The 16,936-nt window shown below is 61.0% G+C and carries 12 protein-coding genes; 2 read left to right on the top strand and 10 right to left on the bottom strand.

Annotated features, from left to right (window positions below):
- Positions 1–12: 12 nt before the first annotated feature.
- From ACA065_RS06910 to ACA065_RS06920, 3 genes are all read right to left on the bottom strand, one after another.
- Positions 13–822 (bottom strand): putative RNA methyltransferase, encoded by an 810-nt coding sequence (locus ACA065_RS06910; protein WP_497693869.1) that lies wholly within the window; start codon positions 820–822, stop codon positions 13–15.
- Positions 822–1,973, bottom strand: coding sequence for a succinyl-diaminopimelate desuccinylase (dapE, locus tag ACA065_RS06915; RefSeq protein WP_497693870.1), 1,152 nt, complete (start codon positions 1,971–1,973; stop codon positions 822–824). Before dapE ends, ACA065_RS06910 begins: the two co-directional genes overlap by 1 nt.
- Positions 1,974–2,213: 240 nt before the next feature.
- Positions 2,214–4,805 carry a glycosyltransferase gene (locus ACA065_RS06920; RefSeq protein ID WP_497693871.1) on the bottom strand — a complete coding sequence of 864 codons (2,592 nt, stop codon included), beginning with the start codon at positions 4,803–4,805 and terminating at the stop codon, positions 2,214–2,216.
- A 217-nt stretch (positions 4,806–5,022) separates the two neighbouring features.
- On the opposite strand from ACA065_RS06920, the gene tcdA reads away from it, so the two are divergent.
- Positions 5,023–5,832, top strand: coding sequence for a tRNA cyclic N6-threonylcarbamoyladenosine(37) synthase TcdA (gene tcdA / locus ACA065_RS06925; protein ID WP_497693872.1), 810 nt, complete (start codon positions 5,023–5,025; stop codon positions 5,830–5,832).
- A 1,104-nt stretch (positions 5,833–6,936) separates the two neighbouring features.
- Here the strand turns inward: tcdA and ACA065_RS06930 are convergent.
- The 4 genes from ACA065_RS06930 to ACA065_RS06945 all read right to left on the bottom strand — a co-directional run bounded on the left by ACA065_RS06930 (position 6,937) and on the right by ACA065_RS06945 (position 9,991).
- Positions 6,937–7,350: a SufE family protein gene (locus tag ACA065_RS06930; protein WP_497693873.1), complete on the bottom strand. Its 414-nt coding sequence runs from the start codon at positions 7,348–7,350 to the stop codon at positions 6,937–6,939.
- Complete coding sequence (locus ACA065_RS06935; RefSeq protein ID WP_497693874.1) at positions 7,347–8,552, bottom strand: aminotransferase class V-fold PLP-dependent enzyme; 1,206 nt, start codon at positions 8,550–8,552, stop codon at positions 7,347–7,349. Before ACA065_RS06935 ends, ACA065_RS06930 begins: the two co-directional genes overlap by 4 nt.
- A gap of 64 nt (positions 8,553–8,616) precedes the next feature.
- Complete coding sequence (gene dapD, locus ACA065_RS06940; protein ID WP_497693875.1) at positions 8,617–9,651, bottom strand: 2,3,4,5-tetrahydropyridine-2,6-dicarboxylate N-succinyltransferase; 1,035 nt, start codon at positions 9,649–9,651, stop codon at positions 8,617–8,619.
- Between the two features lie 31 nt (positions 9,652–9,682).
- Positions 9,683–9,991, bottom strand: a complete 309-nt coding sequence (locus ACA065_RS06945; RefSeq protein ID WP_497693876.1) for an arsenate reductase — start codon at positions 9,989–9,991, stop codon at positions 9,683–9,685.
- A 280-nt stretch (positions 9,992–10,271) separates the two neighbouring features.
- Here ACA065_RS06945 and ACA065_RS06950 point away from each other — a divergent pair, with 280 nt between their 5' ends.
- Positions 10,272–11,915, top strand: coding sequence for a Na+/H+ antiporter (locus ACA065_RS06950; protein ID WP_497693877.1), 1,644 nt, complete (start codon positions 10,272–10,274; stop codon positions 11,913–11,915).
- 48 nt (positions 11,916–11,963) lie between these two features.
- On the opposite strand, the gene ACA065_RS06955 is transcribed toward ACA065_RS06950, so the two are convergent.
- The 3 genes from ACA065_RS06955 to ACA065_RS06965 form a co-directional block, all read right to left on the bottom strand.
- Positions 11,964–12,719 (bottom strand): M12 family metallopeptidase, encoded by a 756-nt coding sequence (locus tag ACA065_RS06955; RefSeq protein ID WP_497693878.1) that lies wholly within the window; start codon positions 12,717–12,719, stop codon positions 11,964–11,966.
- Positions 12,720–12,876: 157 nt separating this feature from the next.
- Positions 12,877–14,076: a succinyldiaminopimelate transaminase gene (gene dapC / locus ACA065_RS06960; RefSeq protein WP_497693879.1), complete on the bottom strand. Its 1,200-nt coding sequence runs from the start codon at positions 14,074–14,076 to the stop codon at positions 12,877–12,879.
- Between the two features lie 143 nt (positions 14,077–14,219).
- A complete protein-coding gene (locus ACA065_RS06965) occupies positions 14,220–16,922 on the bottom strand; it encodes a [protein-PII] uridylyltransferase (RefSeq protein ID WP_497693880.1) in 2,703 nt (900 codons plus the stop codon).
- Between the last annotated feature and the right edge of the window lie 14 nt (positions 16,923–16,936).

Raw genomic sequence — 16,936 nt, forward strand, 5'->3', positions numbered from 1 at the left:
CTTAAAAGTCGGTTATTGAAGCACGAAATAATCGTAGCGCATCGACACCGTGACCTGCAGCGGCTCGGCCGCCTCGATCACTTCGGCGCGGCGCTCGGCACTCGCGCGCCAGCCGTGGGGTGTCATCGCCAGCAGGTTTGCGCGGTCTTCAGGCACGGCCAGGCTCAAAGTGAATTCCAGGGTTTCGCTGTGCGCCAGGCTCATGCCTTCAGGCACCAGGGCCAAATGTTTGTCGTCGGTGTACTCGCGCACTTCGTCGTACAGGCGTTCGCGCAGCTCCATCAGGTGGCCGGCCGTCGGGCCGACCTTCATCAGGCCGCCGCCAGGGCTGAGCAGGCGCTTGGCCTCTTCCCAATCCAGTGGGCTGAAAACGCTGGCGAGAAATTGGCAACTGCCCGAGGCCAACGGCACGCGAGCCATGCTGGCGATCAACCAGGTCAGCGCCGGGTTGCGTTTGCACGCGCGCTTGACGGCTTCCTTGGAAATATCCAGCGCATAGCCGTCGGCGTGGGGCAGGGCGTCGGCGATTTGCGCGGTGTAGTAACCCTCGCCACAACCGATGTCCACCCAGCGCTGCGGCGCGCGTTCAGCGGCCAGCTCCGCCAGGCGCTTGGCCACCGGGGCGTAGTGCCCGGCGTTGAGGAAGTCGCGGCGCGCTTGGACCATGGCGAGGTTGTCGCCCGGGTCGCGGCTGTTCTTGTGCTGCACCGGCAATAGGTTCAGGTAACCCTGACGCGCGCGATCGAAACGGTGCCCGGCCGGGCACGCCACGCCATTGTCTACCGCGTTGAGCGGTGCGCTGCAAATCGGGCAAGCGAGCATCAGGCGAGCAACTTGATCAGGGTCTGGTAATAGATTTCGGTCAGCACGTCGAGGTCGCTGGCCAGGATGCGTTCGTTGACCTGGTGAATCGTTGCGTTGACCGGGCCCAGCTCCACGACCTGAGTGCCGAGGGTGGCAATGAAACGCCCATCGGACGTGCCGCCGCTGGTGGACGCCTGGGTCTCACGGCCGGTGATCGCCTTGATGCTGGCCGAAACCGCATCCAACAGCGCGCCCGGCTCGGTGAGGAACGGCAGGCCCGACAAGGCCCATTCCACGTGCCAGTCCAGGCCGTGCTTGTCGAGGATTTGCGCAACACGCTGCTGCAGCCCTTCGACGGTGGACTCGGTGGAGAAACGGAAGTTGAACACCGCCGTCAGGTCACCGGGAATCACGTTGGTGGCGCCGGTGCCGGAATTGAGGTTGGAAATCTGGAAGCTGGTCGGCGGGAAGAAGGTGTTGCCGTCATCCCAATGCTCGGCGGCCAATTCCGCCAGGGCCGGGGCGGCCAGGTGGATCGGGTTCTTCGCCAGGTGCGGGTAAGCCACGTGGCCTTGCACGCCGCGCACGGTCAGGGTGGCGCCGAGGGAGCCGCGACGGCCGTTCTTGACCACATCGCCCACCAGCGTGGTGCTCGACGGTTCGCCGACGATGCACCAGTCCAGGCGCTCCTTGCGGGCTGCCAGGCGCTCGATCACCGCTTTGGTGCCGTGGTGCGCCGGGCCTTCTTCATCGCTGGTGATCAAAAAGGCCACCGAGCCTTTGTGGTCCGGGTAGTCGGTGACGAAGCGCTCGGCCGCGACCAGCATCGCCGCCAGGCTGCCTTTCATGTCGGCAGCGCCACGGCCGCAAAGCATGCCGTTTTCATCGATCAGCGCGTCGAACGGGTCGTTCTGCCAAGCCTGCACCGGGCCGGTCGGCACCACGTCGGTATGGCCGGCAAAGCACAGCACCGGGCCGTCGTGCTTGCCGTGAGTTGCCCAGAAGTTGTCCACATCTTCGATACGCATCGGCTCGAGCGCAAAACCGGCGTCGCCCAGGCGCTGCATCATCAGCTTCTGGCAGTCGGCGTCGACTGGGGTGACCGACGGGCGACGGATCAGGTCGATGGCGAGTTGAAGGGTCGGCGAAAGGTCGGCGTGGGCCGTCATGGGGAAACTCCGGAAAGCGTGTAATGGGCGCAGGACGAATGTGGAATACAGACCGATTCAATGTGGGAGCTGGCTTGCCTGCGATGCAGGCGCCGCGGTGGGGCAGGTACACCGCGGCGATGCTATCGCAGGCAAGCCAGCTCCCACAGAAAGCAGGGCGTGGCCAAGTCTCACAAAACGGCCGTTATCTTATAGCAAAACGGCGGCCAGAGGCCGCCGTTTAGTGCATTGCGCAAGTTTTTACTCAGCTGTTGCCGGCTCGACCTTCGGCGCCGGTTTTGGCAGCGACGAGAGGAACGCCATGATCAACGCCGCCACATACGGCAGCGATTGCACCAATAGCATCACCACCCAGAAGCGTATGTCATTGCTCGGCAGGCCCTGCACCAGGTAAATCCCCAGCGCCGCGCCCCACAACAGCAGCATGATGAACATCTCTTCGCGGGCTTCGGAAATCGCTACCCAGAAGCCGTGGTTATCCGCGTTTTTCGGTGTACGAAAGAACGGAATACTGGTGGTGAAGAAGCCATACAGCACCGCCTTGGCGATGGTGTGCGACAACGCCAAACCGGCCAAGGCCGCGCAGAACGCATCTTTCAGGTTCACACCCACCGCACGGCGGTAGAGGAAGATGATCTTGCCCACCTTGAACACGAACAGCGCCAGCGGCGGAATTGCGAAAATCAGCAGCGGCGGGTCGACCCGCGTCGGCACGATGATCATCGCTGCCGACCACAACAGCGCGCCCACGGTGAAGAAAATGTTCATGCCATCCGCCACCCACGGCAACCAGCCCGCGAGGAAGTGGTAACGCTGGCCACGGGTCAGCTCGGTGCCCTTGCCGCGCAGCAGGCTCGCGGTGTGGCGCTTGATGATCTGGATGGCGCCGTAGGCCCAGCGGAAACGCTGTTTCTTGAAGTCGATAAAGGTATCCGGCATCAAGCCCTTGCCATAGCTGTCGTGGTAATACGCCGCCGACAGGCCTTTCTCGAATACACGCAGGCCCAGTTCGGCGTCTTCGCAGATGCACCAGTCGGCCCAGCCGAGTTCTTCGAGCACCGAGCGACGGGTCATGGTCATGGTGCCGTGCTGGATGATCGCGTCGCGGTCGTTGCGGGTGACCATGCCGATATGGAAGAAGCCTTTGTATTCGGCGTAGCAGAGCTTCTTGAAGGTGCTTTCGTTCTGGTCGCGGTAGTCCTGCGGCGACTGCACCACGGCGATTTTCGGGTCGGCGAAGTGCGGCACCATGTGCTTGAGCCAGTTCGGCGACACGCAGTAGTCCGAGTCGATCACCGCGATCACTTCGGCATCCTTGGCGGTGTGCGGGATCAGGTAGTTCAGCGCGCCGCCCTTGAAACCGGCCAGGGGCGAGACGTGGAAGAACTTGAAGCGCGGGCCGAGGGTTTCGCAGTAGTCGCGCACCGGCTCCCAGACGGCCGGGTCCTTGGTGTTGTTGTCGATGATCAGGACTTCGTAGTCCGGGTAATCGAGGGCGGCCAGGGCGTCGAGGGTCTGTTTGACCATCTCCGGCGGCTCGTTGTAGCACGGCACATGGATCGACACTTTCGGGCGGTAGTCCGAATCGCCTTCCACCGGCAGGAATTCACGTCGACGCTTGTGCGTCCACACCGCTTCCGCCAATTCGTGGGCTTCGGTCAGCAACACGATAAACACGCCGAGGGCGCCGAGTGCCAGCAAGATACCCACGGTCACGCTGAACCAGGTGCTGTATTGCTGGCTGTAGTCGTAGCCGATCCACACCAGTACCGACCCGCACAAAAACGCGATAAAGGTCAGGAAGGTGCGGCCACGCTGGCGCAGGGCCGAGCCATCGATCATCAGCAGGGTCAGCGACAGCAGCGCGAGCACCACTGAGCCGATGGCCAGCACGCGCCATTGCGGGATTGCGACCACCGGGCCTTCAAAGTTGAATTTCTGCTGGCGCGCGGCGTTGTACACGCCCCAATAAGCACCGGCCGAGCCTTCATCGCTGACCTTCCACGGCTGGTCGAAGGCCTCGATCACGAAGTAGTTGTAACCTTGGCGGTTGAGCTTGTTGACCAGCGTACGCAGGTAAATCGCCTGGTCGGCCGGGGAGGTTTCGTTACCGCCGCGCATGCGGCCGTTACTCGGCCAGCCCACTTCCGACAGCAGCAGCGGCTTTTTCGGGAACAGTTTTTTCAGGTCCCGGGCGCGGTCGAGTACGTACTGGCCAGCCTTGTCCATCGGGATAAATTCCCAGAACGGCAGGATGTGCGCGGCGATCAGGTCGACGTGCTTGGCCAGTTGCGGGTTCTTTTCCCAGATGTGCCACTGCTCGGAGGTCGTCACCGGCACTTTCACGGCGGCGCGCACACGGTCCAGCAGCACAATCAGCGCTTCAGGGGTGATTTCTTCACGGAACAGGGCTTCGTTGCCGACCACTACGCGCACAACGCTGCGCGAGCTGTTGGCAATCTCGATGGCGCGTTGAATTTCGCGCTCGTTACGTTCCAGGTCCGGGCTGATCCAGATCCCCAACGTCACGCGCAGGCCGAACTCTTCTGCCAGCTTGGGGATATCCCCCAGGGTGCCGTCGACGGAGTAGGTACGGATGTTGTCCGTCAGCTTGCTCATGATCGCAAGATCCTGACGCATCTGGTCGTCGGTCGGGTACTGATCTTTCTGCGGGAACTGGCCTTGCTGGAACGGCGAGTAAGAAAACCCGGAGATCTGCTCAGGCCAGTTGGGGGTAGTGACCGGGCGGTTGATCAGCGCCCAGAAGCCGGTGAACAGCGCGGCAATTGCCAGCACCACCACCAGGTTGAGTCCAAATTTACGCGATGACATGGCTATTTCGGGTTCCAAAGGGTGTGGAACGAAAAGAGGTGTCGGCTTACGCCGAACGGCGCGCATCCTACACCGGCCTTTCCCTGAGCGTACAGCAGACAGAGAAAAGCCGGACGTTAGTCCGCGAATGTTCACCTAAGTTCTTTACTTGTAGCTGGAAGCTTCGAACTTGTCGCTGCGTAGTCCATAATGCGCGCCGGTTTTTGGGGTAATGGTCATGAGCACAGAAGATCCGCGGTTTGCAGGCGTCGCCCGTTTGTATGGCATTGAAGGCCTGGAACGCTTGAAAGCGGCCCATGTGGCGATCGTCGGCGTCGGCGGAGTAGGCTCCTGGGCGGCGGAAGCCATGGCCCGCTGCGGGGTGGGCGAGATTTCGTTGTTTGATCTGGACGATGTCTGCGTCAGTAACAGCAACCGCCAGTTGCACGCGCTGGACAGCACCGTGGGCAAACCCAAGGTCGACGTGATGGCCGAGCGCCTGCGCGGCATCAACCCGGATTGCACCGTGCATGCGGTGGCGGACTTCGTCACCCGCGACACCATGGCTGAGTACATCACCCCGAACATCGACTGCGTGATTGACTGCATCGACGCCGTTAACGCCAAGGCTGCGTTGATTGCCTGGTGCAAGCGCCGCAAGATCCAGATCATCACCACCGGCGGTGCTGGCGGGCAGATCGACCCGACGCTGATTCAGGTGTGCGACCTGAACCGCACGTTCAATGACCCATTGGCGTCGAAAGTGCGGTCGACCTTGCGCCGCGACTACGGTTTTTCGCGCACCGTGACTCGTCATTACAGTGTGCCGTGCGTGTTTTCCACCGAGCAGCTGCGCTATCCGAAGCCGGATGGGAGCATTTGTTTGCAGAAGAGTTTTGTTGGGGATGGCGTGAAGCTGGACTGCGCGGGTGGGTTTGGTGCGGTGATGATGGTGACCGCGACGTTTGGGATGGTGGCGGCGACTAAGGCGGTGGACAAGATAGTGGCTGGGGTGCGCAGGCCGTCGGAGCGGGTTAAGCCTGGCTAGATCTTTTCTGCCTTGCGCAAATCGGTGGTTTGGTTGCTATGGCGGTCTTCGGGTATCGGTAATTTGGGTACATATCCGTTGCTGCGGTAACGGCCACTTAGGGTTCCGCTCTTACAGCGGGTCACTTTTGGCAAACGCCCCAAAAGTAACCAAAAGGTCTTTGCCCCACCACTCGGTGCCTCGCTAAGGCTCGGCATGCCCTCACTCCGGCCCGTTTCCGCGGGTCGCCGCGATGGGCCATCCCTGGCCCAGCGCGGCTAAACCGGCATCCCTGCCGGTTTACCCGCTCCACCGTGCCTACGTGCGGCCATCGTGGTTAACGGGGCCTGTCAGATCAAGATCAAGATCAAGATCTACAGCACGGCGGCCTAGTAGCCGACCTGAGTGGTTGAAGCAAAAGCAGGGCAACAGCACAGCAAAAACAGATCAGAAGCAGAGCTGCTTTTCTGTGGGAGCTGGCTTGCCTGCGATGCAGACACCTCGGTACATCAGGCATACCCAGGTGATGCTTTCGCAGGCAAGCCAGCTCCCACCTTTGACCGAGTACACACATCTACCTGATGTACTGAGCTCAAAATGTGGGAGCGGGCTTGCTCGCGAATGCGGTGGGCCAGTTACAAATAAACTGACTGACACACCGCATTCGCGAGCAAGCCCGCTCCCACAATTAGACCGAGAACAGCTTCAGTAAGCAGGTCGGCTGTCAGGCCGCCTTGGCTTCGCTTTTGATTCAACCACTCAGGTCGGCTACTAGGCCGCCGTGCTGTAGATCTTGATCTTGATTTTGATCTTAGGCGCCCCGTCAACCACGCTGGCCGAACGCAGGTATTACGGAGCGGGTAAACCGGCAGGACGCCGGTTTACCCGCGACGGGGCAGGGACGGCCCGTCGCGGCGGCCCGCGGAGTAATGCCGGAGAGAGGGCACACCGAGCCGGAGGCGAGGTGCCGAGTGGTGGGGCAAGAGCCTTTTGGTTACTTTTGGGCTCTTTTCAAAAGTGACCCGCTGTAAGAGCGGAACCCATCTCAGCCATCACAAAAATAACGGATATACCCCCACCGCCCCCGAGCCCATTAACCGCCTTCGCAGACAAGCCAACCCCACATTACTCTCGCATACAGGTCAGATCTCGCATGCGCTGCAAAACCGCATTCAGACCATTGCTACGTGACGGTGATAGCTGCCGGCTAAGGCCCAACTGATTAAACCAGTCAGGCAAGTCAACGGCTTGCAACTCCACCGCCGACAGCCCATTGACCCGCGCCAGCAGCAACCCCACCAGCCCACGAATCATGCGCGCCTCGCTGCTCGCGGCGAACTGCCAATGGCCGTTCTCCAAATGCCCCACCAACCACACCAGGCTTTCACAACCCTGCACCAGGTTAGCGTCGACCTTATCTTCAGCGGCCAAGACGGGCAGGCGCTCCCCCCATTGCATCAGCATCCGCGCGCGCTGTTCCCAACTGCCGACCGCTTGAAAGGCTTCCAGTGCAGCCACTGCCTCCACCGGCAGGCTCATCGCAGCACGTCCAGCGCCTGATCCAGCGCTTCAAAAAAGCGCTCCAGATCGTCGGAATCGTTATACAGCGCCAAGGACACGCGAATCGCTCCCGACAACTGCATAGCCTTGAGCAACGGCATCGCGCAATGGTGCCCGGCACGCACGGCGATGCCTTGCTCGGTCAGCAGGTGGGCGAGGTCGGCATTGTGTATGCCTTCCACTACAAAGCTGGCCAAGGCGACTTGAGGCGAGCCCAATACGCGGATGCCATTGCGTGCTTTCAGGCCGCGCAGCAGGTAGTCGTGCAGCGCGGCTTCATGGGCGACCACTGCCGGCTGATCCAGCGAACTCAGGTAATCCAGGCTGGCACCCAGGCCGATCACGCTGGCAATCGGTGGCGTACCCGCTTCAAAACCCAGCGGGGCAGGGCGGAAGCTGGCGCTGTGGTAGTCCGCGTGTTGCACCATTTCGCCACCAAACTGCCAGTGACGCAGGTGATGCAGGGCTTCGTTGCGGCCATACAACACGCCAACGCCGTCCGGGCCATACAGCTTGTGGCTGGAAAATACATAGAAGTCGCACCCCAGGGCCTGCACATCGTGGCGGCCATGGACGACGCCTTGGGCGCCATCGATAACGGTCAGGGTGCCATGGCCTTTGGCGCGCGCTATCAGTGCTTCCAGCGGTTGCCAGGCACCGAGCACGTTGGACAGCTGGCTCACCGCCAGCAGGCGTGTGCGCGGGCCGATCAGTTCGCTGGCGGCGTGCAGATCGATCACGCCGTCATCGCCCAGCGGCAATACCACCAGCGTGAGCGCGCGACGTTTGGCCAGTTGCTGCCAGGGCAGCAAGTTGGCGTGGTGTTCCAGGGCGCTGATGACAATCTCATCGCCCGCATTGAATAAGTGCTCAAGGCCATAGGCCAAGAGGTTCAGCGCAGAGGTTGCGCCGTGGGTAAACACGATTTGCCCGCTGTCACCTGCGTTCAACCACTGCGCGACCTTGCTGCGACTGTCTTCAAAGGCCTGGGTCGCATGGGCGCCCGGCAAATGCTGGGCACGGTGCACATTGGCTGCGCCATTGGCGTAGTAATGGCTGATGGCATCCAACAGGGCTTGGGGTTTCTGCGTGGTGGCGGCGTTGTCCAGGTAGGTCTGGTCTTGCCGTTGCAGGGTGGCGATGGCCGGGAAATCGGCGCGCCAGGGAGAGGGCACAAGCATGGTGTTCAAGACTCGTATAAGCGAGCCCCAGGAGCGGGGCCCGCTAGTGGCATCGAGTGGCTGCTTAGTTGTGAGCGTGCAGCGCTTCGTTCAGTTCGATGGCCGATTTGTGGGTTTTGCACTCCACGGCACCGGTCTCGGAGTTGCGACGGAACAGCAGGTCCGGTTGGCCGGCCAGCTCGCGCGCCTTGACCACTTTGACCAGTTGGTTCTTCTCGTCCAGCAGTGCCACTTTGGTCCCGGCGGTGACGTACAGGCCCGATTCCACAGTGTTACGGTCGCCCAACGGGATACCGATACCGGCGTTGGCGCCGATCAGGCAGCCTTCGCCCACTTTGATCACGATGTTGCCGCCGCCCGACAGGGTGCCCATGGTGGAGCAACCGCCGCCCAGGTCCGAACCCTTGCCGACGAATACGCCCGCCGATACGCGGCCTTCGATCATGCCAGGGCCTTCGGTGCCGGCGTTGAAGTTGACGAAACCTTCGTGCATCACGGTGGTGCCTTCGCCCACGTAGGCGCCCAGGCGGATACGCGCGGCGTCAGCGATACGCACGCCAGTCGGCACCACGTAGTCGGTCATTTTCGGGAACTTGTCCACCGAGAACACTTCCAGCAGGTCGCCACGCAGGCGTGCTTCCAGTTGGCGTTCGGCCAGTTCGTTGATGTCGATGGCGCCCTGGCTGGTCCACGCCACGTTCGGCAGTTGCGGGAACACACCGGCCAGGCTCAGGCCGTGCGGCTTGACCAGGCGATGGGACAGCAGGTGCAGCTTGAGGTAGGCCTCAGGCGTGGAAGTCAGCGCGGCGTCTTCGGCCAGCAGGGTGGCGACCAGCGGGGTGTGGCTTTCAGCCAGGCGGCTCAGCAGGGCAGCTTGGGCAGCATCGACGCCTTTGAGCGCGTCAGCCAATTGCAGCGCTTGGGAGACGGTGAAGGTGATGGCCTGGTTGCCTTCGGTGTAACCGAGTATCGGCGCGATGGCGGCCACGATCTCGGCCGACGGGTTGAGCAAGGGTTGTGCGTAAAACACTTCCAGCCAAGCACCTTGGCGGTTCTGAGTGCCGACGCCGAAGCCCAGGCTGAACAGGGAATTGGACATGCTGTTACCTCTACAAAAATGGAAGGCTGGCCTACTTGAGGGCCGCCGAATAACTTTCTGGCTTGAAGCCAATCAGGGTTCTGTCACCGAGATCGAGCACTGGGCGCTTGATCATCGAGGGTTGTGCGAGCATCAATTCAATGGCTTTCGACTGATCGAGATCGGCTTTGCGTTCGTCTTCGAGTTTGCGAAAGGTGGTGCCCGCACGGTTCAAAACCACCTGCCAACCGTGCTCGTCGCACCATTGGGTCAAGTGTTCGCGGTCGATACCGGCCGTTTTATAGTCGTGGAATTCATAGCTCGCGCCGTGCTCATCGAGCCAGGTGCGGGCTTTTTTCATGGTGTCGCAGGCTTTGATGCCGAAAAGGTGCAACGTTTTGCTTGAAACGGTCAAGGAATTGCCCCCCTTTGGGCCAAGTAGAAACGAAAGGTCACGGATTATGCCATGACCAGCGAGTTTGGGTGCCGCTCGTCATGCTTGCCGACGACGCCGTGCGACTTTTGTGCAAAAGCCATCGCGCAGCATAGCTAGGTAACATAGCCGGGTAATATGGCACTTCAACGGCCAGCTGTTGCCAGATGTGTGTCACTGCAATTCGATTGTCCGGGAAACCCGCGTTATGCAAACCGCCTACACCGTTCTTATCCTGCTGATGCTGGTCAGCGTGTCGCGCCTGGTCGGGCGCATCATTCCCCTGCCTTTACCCTTGGTACAGATTGCCGCCGGCGCTTTGCTGGCCTGGCCCACATTGGGGTTGCATGTGGCCTTGGACCCGGAGCTGTTCCTGTTTCTATTTCTGCCGCCCCTGTTGTTCTCCGATGGCTGGCGTATGCCCAAGCGAGAGTTGTGGCGGTTACGCGGCCCGATTTTGACGCTTGCGGTCGGGCTAGTGCTGTTTACGGTGGTCGGCGCTGGCTACTTCATTCATTGGATTTTGCCTACGATCCCGTTGCCGGTTGCCTTCGCACTGGCAGCTGTTTTATCACCGACAGATGCCGTGGCGGTGTCGGCCATTTCCCAAAATCGTTTGCCTAAGCCGCTGATGCACATGCTTCAGGGCGAAGCCTTGATGAATGACGCTTCGGGCCTGGTGACCTTCAAGTTCGCGCTGGTGGCAGCATTGACCGGCGTGTTCTCCCTGGCGGATGCCAGCCTGACCTTTGTGCTGGTAGCCGTCGGTGGCCTGGCGGTTGGCGTGGCGCTGAGCTGGCTGGTCGGCCGCCTGCGCGCCTGGATGATTGCGCGGGGTTGGGATGACCCGGCGACCCACGTGGTGTTCATGTTGCTGCTGCCGTTTGCTGCTTATGTGTTGGCGGAGCGCCTGGGCGCGTCGGGCATTCTCTCGGCGGTCGCGGCGGGCATGATGCAAAGCTGGCTCGACCTGTTGCCACGCCAGACCAGCACCCGCTTGCTCAACCGCAGCGTCTGGTCGCTGCTGGAGTTTGCCTTCAATGGTCTGATTTTCCTGCTGTTGGGCCTGCAACTGCCAGACATCATCAAGGCTGTGGTCAGCCACGAGCCGACGCTGTGGCCAGCTCTGTTGTATCGCTGCCTGGAGGTGGTCGCGATCTTCCTGGTGCTGGTGGTGCTGCGCTTTATCTGGGTGCAGAGCATCTGGCGACTGTCGGGTCTGCTGCGCCGTATTCGCGGCAAAAGTGAACTGACCCTGGTGCCGACCGCACGTTCCTGCTGGCTGTTGACCGTCGGTGGCGTGCGCGGTGCGGTGACGTTGGCCGGTGTCATGTCGGTGCCGTTGCTGCTGGCGCCAGGTCAGGATTTCCCGGAGCGCGACCTGCTGATCTTCATCGCTGCCGGCGTGATTCTGCTATCGCTGGTCGCCGCCTGCATCGCCTTGCCGTTACTGCTGCGCGGCATCGAAAAGGGCCCGGACGAAAAGCGCCACAACGAAGTGCGTGAGGCCTGGAAGAAAACCGCTGTGGCGGCCATTCATGCCCTTGAAGCAGAAGAACCTGCAGAAAGCGAAACCCAAGACGCCGCCCAAGCTGCACTGGCCGCCGAGCTCAAAGCGCGGCTGATGTCGGAATATCGCCATCAGTTGGAAGTGTTCAACGACTCGGCCGAAGCCCAGGCGCTGGCGCAGCAGATGGATCAGCTTGAGCGAAAATTGCGGCTCAAGGCGCTGCGCGCCCAGCGCTTGGAGTTGTACAGCCTGAGCCGTCATCACCAGATTGGGGATGATGTGCTGCGAGAAGTATTGGCGGATCTGGATATGAGTGAGGCGAACTTGGGAACCCTGAAGTAGTCACTCGGCCTGCATCATTGGATGCCTTGGCCTGAGCCCGTGAAGACGTCAGGAGGTGATCAGTTTTTTTGTCAGCGTGTTGAGTAGTTTGCCTAAGGGCGAGGGGTCCATTGGATAAAGCGACTGAACAAAAGCTTTATCGCCGTCGGACAGTTCATTGGTTGCTTCAATGGCTTCATTGTCAGCCATCTGCGAGGCAGGAAAAGCATAGTGCATGATGGATTTTTGATCATACGCTGAAGTAATTACATCGGCAGGATTGAACATGCGGATGACGCTGAAATACGCATGATCGCTGGTTAGATCATGCGACTCATAGAATTTATAAATTTCGTCGTAGTTGAAATTCAGCGTGCGGTCGGGATGCTGATGCTCATGCCTCAAACCAAGCGCATGGCCAAACTCATGCAGCATGTTTTGCTTGATTTTAAAGGGTGAACCCGCGAAGCCAATGCTCATAGTGGGCTCGCGGGCAGGTATTTTCCTCGCGTCGGTGCCGACGGCCGACCAGCCTGCGATGCTCGTGTTGTCGGCGGTAATTCTTATGTCGCCGTAAGGGGTATTAATAAACTTTAAGTACAGATTGGTGTACGGAGCCCATTGTTTGATCGTGTGTGTTGCCAGCTTCTTTTGTTCTGGGGTCATATTCAATAATGAAATGGTCAGCACTGAATGTTGGGGCCAGAGGTTAGTGTTGAAAGCGACGCCACGTTTGCTTCTGGGACGTGCGGTCGTATCGTCTTTTACCTGCTCCGCGTAAGCGGCATAGGGCGTGGTTGAAATCGATGGGGCATTGATTGTCATAAACTTACTCACAGTAGTCAGGGCCCGAAAGGCCTGGGTCGGCACCCAGTGCCTCTGTTGTGAGTGGAGCTTTATGGCGGCGTGTTCCAGATGAATCGTTTCCGATTGTGTCGTCGTACGCTCGGCCGCTCCTGCAGGGCAGGAACGGCTTCAGGGGTTAGTGGCGGCGCTGGATAAAGTCGCGAATCCGCTCAGCCGCTTCCACGCACTCCGCCAGCGGTGCAACCAGCGCCATGCGCACACGCCCTGCGCCTGGGTTAACACCATCCACTTCCCGCGACAGGTACGAACCGGGCACCACGGTCACGTGTTCCTCCACGAACAGGTCGCGACAGAAGGCGGCATCGTCGCCATTCACATTCGGCCACAGGTAGAACCCACCATCCGGGCTCTGCACGTCCAGCACTGGCTTGAGGATGGCCAGTACGGCGTCGAACTTCTCGCGGTACAGGTCACGGTTGGCCTGCACGTGAGCTTCGTCCTGCCAGGCGGCGATGCTTGCCAGTTGGGTTTGCACCGGCATCGCGCAGCCGTGGTAGGTGCGGTACAGCAGGAAGGCTTTGAGAATGTCGGCGTCGCCGGCGACAAAACCGGAGCGCAGGCCCGGGAGGTTGGAGCGCTTGGACAGGCTGTGAAATACCACGCAGCGCTTGAAGTCCTGGCGGCCCAGTTCAACGCAGGCGCTCAGCAGGCCGGGCGGCGGGGTTTGTTCGTCGAAGTACAGCTCGCTGTAGCACTCGTCGGCGGCGATTACGAAGTCGTGTTCGTCGGCCAGGGCAATCAGTTTTTTCAGCGTGTCGACCGGGATCAGGGCGCCGGTCGGGTTGCCTGGGGAGCACAGGAACAGGATCTGGCAGCGTTTCCAGATGTCCGGCGACACGGCGTCGAAATCCGGATTGAAGCCGTTTTCGTCCAGGCATGGCAGGTAATGCGGCTTGGCCCCGGCCAGGAACGCGGCGCCTTCGTAGATCTGGTAGAACGGGTTCGGGCTGACCACCAGTGCATCTTCACCGCGATTAACCACGGTTTGGGTAAAGGCGAACAGGGCTTCGCGGGTGCCGTTGACCGGCAAGATATTGCGCGCCGGGTCGAGCCAGCCTTTGGGCACGTTGAAACGGCGTTCGCACCAGGCGCCGATGGCCTCGCGCAGCGCCGGGATGCCCAGGGTGGTGGGGTACACCGCCATCTGGTCGAGGTTATTGCTCAACGCTTCAGCCACCAACGTCGGGGATTTGTGCTTGGGTTCACCGATGGACAGCGCGATCGGGCGTTTGTCCGGGTTCGGCGTGACGCTGCCGAGCAGGGCGCGCAGTTTCTCGAATGGGTAGGGCTGCAGCTGGTTCAGGGCGTTGTTCATGTAAGCCTCTATTGCGATGGGCACGAACCCTGTGGGAGCTGGCTTGCCTGCGATGGCATCGCTGCGGTGTACCAGACACATCGCGGCGCCCGCATCGCAGGCAAGCCAGCTCCCACATGAATCGCGTTCACACAGTTAAAAAATCAAATCGTCAGTCGCGTCAGCTCGACGCCGGGTTCCTGGGTCACGCTCAATTGCTGGACGATGGCGTCCTGCAGGCGTCGGCACAGTTCGGGGTCGGACAGCGGCTGGTTGTCGGCGTCGGTGATAAAGAACACGTCTTCCACGCGCTCGCCGAGGGTCGCAATCTTGGCGTTCTGCAGCGACAGGTCGAACTCCAGGAAGATCCCGCCGATTCGCGCGAGCAACCCCGGGCGGTCCGGTGCGCTGAGTTCCAGTACCGTCACCGGGCGCTGGGCGTCGTTGGAAATGGTGACCTGGGGCGCGAAGGCAAAGTGCTTGAGCTGGCGCGGCACCCGGCGCTGGATGATAGTCGGGTAATCGTCCGGATTACGCAGGGCTTCGGTCAGGCCTTCGCGGATCTTTTTCACGCGCACCGGGTTATCGCCGATGGAGTCGCCGTCGGTGTCGAGCACGATGTAGGTGTCGAGGGTGAACTGGCTGCTGGAGGTGAGGACACGGGCGTCATGGATGTTCAGGTTGAGCTGGTCCATGGCAGCCACGGTCACGGCGAAGAAGTCGTGTTGGTCGGGCGCGTAGATGAAGATTTGCGTGCCGCCCTCGAATTCGCGCTGGGTGGTTTCCTTGATCAGCACCAATGGGCCGCCATCGGCCGGCTGCTGCAGGATCGCGTCACTGTGCCAGGCCACGTCGCCGGCGGTGTGGCGCAGGAAGTAATCGTCACCCAGTTGCGACCACAACTGCTCGACGTCGTCCGGGTCGTTGCCGCCACGCACGAGGATATCCAGGGCCGCGCTTTGGGTGCGGCGGATCTGCTCTTCGCGGTCCACCGGGTTTTCCAGGCCACGGCGCAGCGCGCGCTTGGTCTCGGTGTAGAGCTGGCGCAGCAGGCTGGCGCGCCAGGAGTTCCACAGCGTGGGGTTCGTGGCATTGATGTCGGAGACGGTCAGCACGTAGAGATAGTCGAGGCGGATTTCATCGCCGACGATCCCGGCGAAATCGTGGATCACCTGCGGGTCGGACAGGTCTTTGCGCTGGGCGGTGGTCGACATCACCAAGTGGTTTTGCACCAGCCAGACAATCAGGCGGCTGTCCCACAGCGGCAGCTGATGGCGCTGGCAGAACGCCTCGGCGTCGACTGCGCCGACCTCCGAGTGGTCGCCATGCCGGCCTTTGCCGATATCGTGGTACAAGCCGGCCAGGTAGATCAGCTCGGGTTTGGGCAGCTTGGCCATCAACTTACTGGCCAGCGGGAATTTCTCTGACACCTGGGTGTACTGCAACTTACGCAGGTGCTTGATCAGGTTCAGGGTGTGGGCGTCCACCGTGTAAATGTGGAACAGGTCGTGCTGCATCTGCCCGACGATAAAACCGAACTCCGGCAGGTAACGCCCAAGGATGCCGTAACGGTTCATCCGCCGCAGGTTGCGGTGGATGCCGATCTTGCACTTGAACAGCTCGATAAACAGGCTGGTGTTGCGGATGTCATTGCGAAAATCATCATCGATCAGGTGACGGTTTTCGCGCAGCAAGCGAATGGTGTCGGCGCGTACGCCCTTGATTTCCGGCTGCTGGGCCATCAGCACGAAGATTTCCAGCATGGCGAACGGCGTGCGGCGGAACACATTGTCGTTGCGCGCCTCGATATAGCCGTCGTGCAGTTGAAAGCGCGAGTTGATCGGCTGCGGCGGTGCTTCGTCTTCCGGGGCCAGGATCACCTCTTCGAAGTGCTGGATGATCAGGTCGCTGAGCTGGGCAATGCTCATGACCACCCGGTAGTACTGCTGCATGAAACTTTCGATGCTGGTCTTGGCGTCTTCGCCTTCAAACCCCAGCAGGGTGGCGATGGAGCGCTGGTGGTCGAACAGCAGGCGATCTTCGGAACGCCCGGCGAGCATGTGCAGGGCGTAGCGCACTTTCCACAGGAACTCCTGGGATGAGGCCAGCAGGGCATTTTCGCTTTCTACCAGGAAACCTTCACCCGCCAGGGCGCGCAAGTTCAGGGTGCCGTATTGACGACGCGCGACCCACAGGATCGTCTGGATATCACGCAGCCCGCCCGGTGAGCCTTTGACGTTGGGTTCCAGGTTGTATTCGGTATCGTTGTATTTGTGGTGACGGGCTTTCTGCTCGGCACGCTTGGCCAGGAAGAACTCCTTGCTGGGCCACATGTGGGCGGTGCTGGTGACTTGCAGCATGCGCTGGCGCAGGCGCTCGGGGCCGGCAATGGTGCGGCTTTCCATCAGGTTGGTGATGATAGTGAGGTCGGCACGGGCTTCTTCGGCGCATTCGTCCACCGAGCGCACGCTCTGGCCGACTTCCAGGCCGATGTCCCACAAAAGCGTGAGAAAACGCTCGATGGAATCGCGAAAGATCTCATGGTCGGCGCTGTCCAGCAGGATCAGCAGGTCGATGTCGGAGTAGGGGTGCAGTTCGCCGCGACCGTAGCCGCCGACGGCCACCAGGGCGATATCGGCGTCCTCACTCCAGTTGAACTGTTCCCAGGCCTTTTGCAGGATGTTGTCGACGAACCAGGCGCGGTCCTCGATCAGTCGCCGAATGTCCCGGCCGCTGCGAAAGCGCGCATCGAGCACTTCGCGAGCTTGGCGAATAGCCTTCTTGAAGGCGGCGATGGGGCTCGCCTTCAGTGCCAGTTCGGCCTGGAACTGGCCACGGTCGAAGAGTTCGGGATCCACCTGGGGCATCGATCGGCTTTCCT

It is taken from the genome of Pseudomonas sp. LBUM1640 (genome assembly GCF_059716225.1).

Bases quoted from the DNA above. Each gene is read 5' to 3' on its own strand.
- ACA065_RS06910 (WP_497693869.1), bottom strand. From the start codon at position 822: ATGCTCGCTTGCCCGATTTGCAGCGCACCGCTCAACGCGGTAGACAAT.
- dapE (WP_497693870.1), bottom strand. From the start codon at position 1,973: ATGACGGCCCACGCCGACCTTTCGCCGACCCTTCAACTCGCCATCGAC.
- ACA065_RS06920 (WP_497693871.1), bottom strand. From the start codon at position 4,805: ATGTCATCGCGTAAATTTGGACTCAACCTGGTGGTGGTGCTGGCAATT.
- tcdA (WP_497693872.1), top strand. From the start codon at position 5,023: ATGAGCACAGAAGATCCGCGGTTTGCAGGCGTCGCCCGTTTGTATGGC.
- ACA065_RS06930 (WP_497693873.1), bottom strand. From the start codon at position 7,350: ATGAGCCTGCCGGTGGAGGCAGTGGCTGCACTGGAAGCCTTTCAAGCG.
- ACA065_RS06935 (WP_497693874.1), bottom strand. From the start codon at position 8,552: ATGCTTGTGCCCTCTCCCTGGCGCGCCGATTTCCCGGCCATCGCCACC.
- dapD (WP_497693875.1), bottom strand. From the start codon at position 9,651: ATGTCCAATTCCCTGTTCAGCCTGGGCTTCGGCGTCGGCACTCAGAAC.
- ACA065_RS06945 (WP_497693876.1), bottom strand. From the start codon at position 9,991: ATGAAAAAAGCCCGCACCTGGCTCGATGAGCACGGCGCGAGCTATGAA.
- ACA065_RS06950 (WP_497693877.1), top strand. From the start codon at position 10,272: ATGCAAACCGCCTACACCGTTCTTATCCTGCTGATGCTGGTCAGCGTG.
- ACA065_RS06955 (WP_497693878.1), bottom strand. From the start codon at position 12,719: ATGACAATCAATGCCCCATCGATTTCAACCACGCCCTATGCCGCTTAC.
- dapC (WP_497693879.1), bottom strand. From the start codon at position 14,076: ATGAACAACGCCCTGAACCAGCTGCAGCCCTACCCATTCGAGAAACTG.
- ACA065_RS06965 (WP_497693880.1), bottom strand. From the start codon at position 16,922: ATGCCCCAGGTGGATCCCGAACTCTTCGACCGTGGCCAGTTCCAGGCC.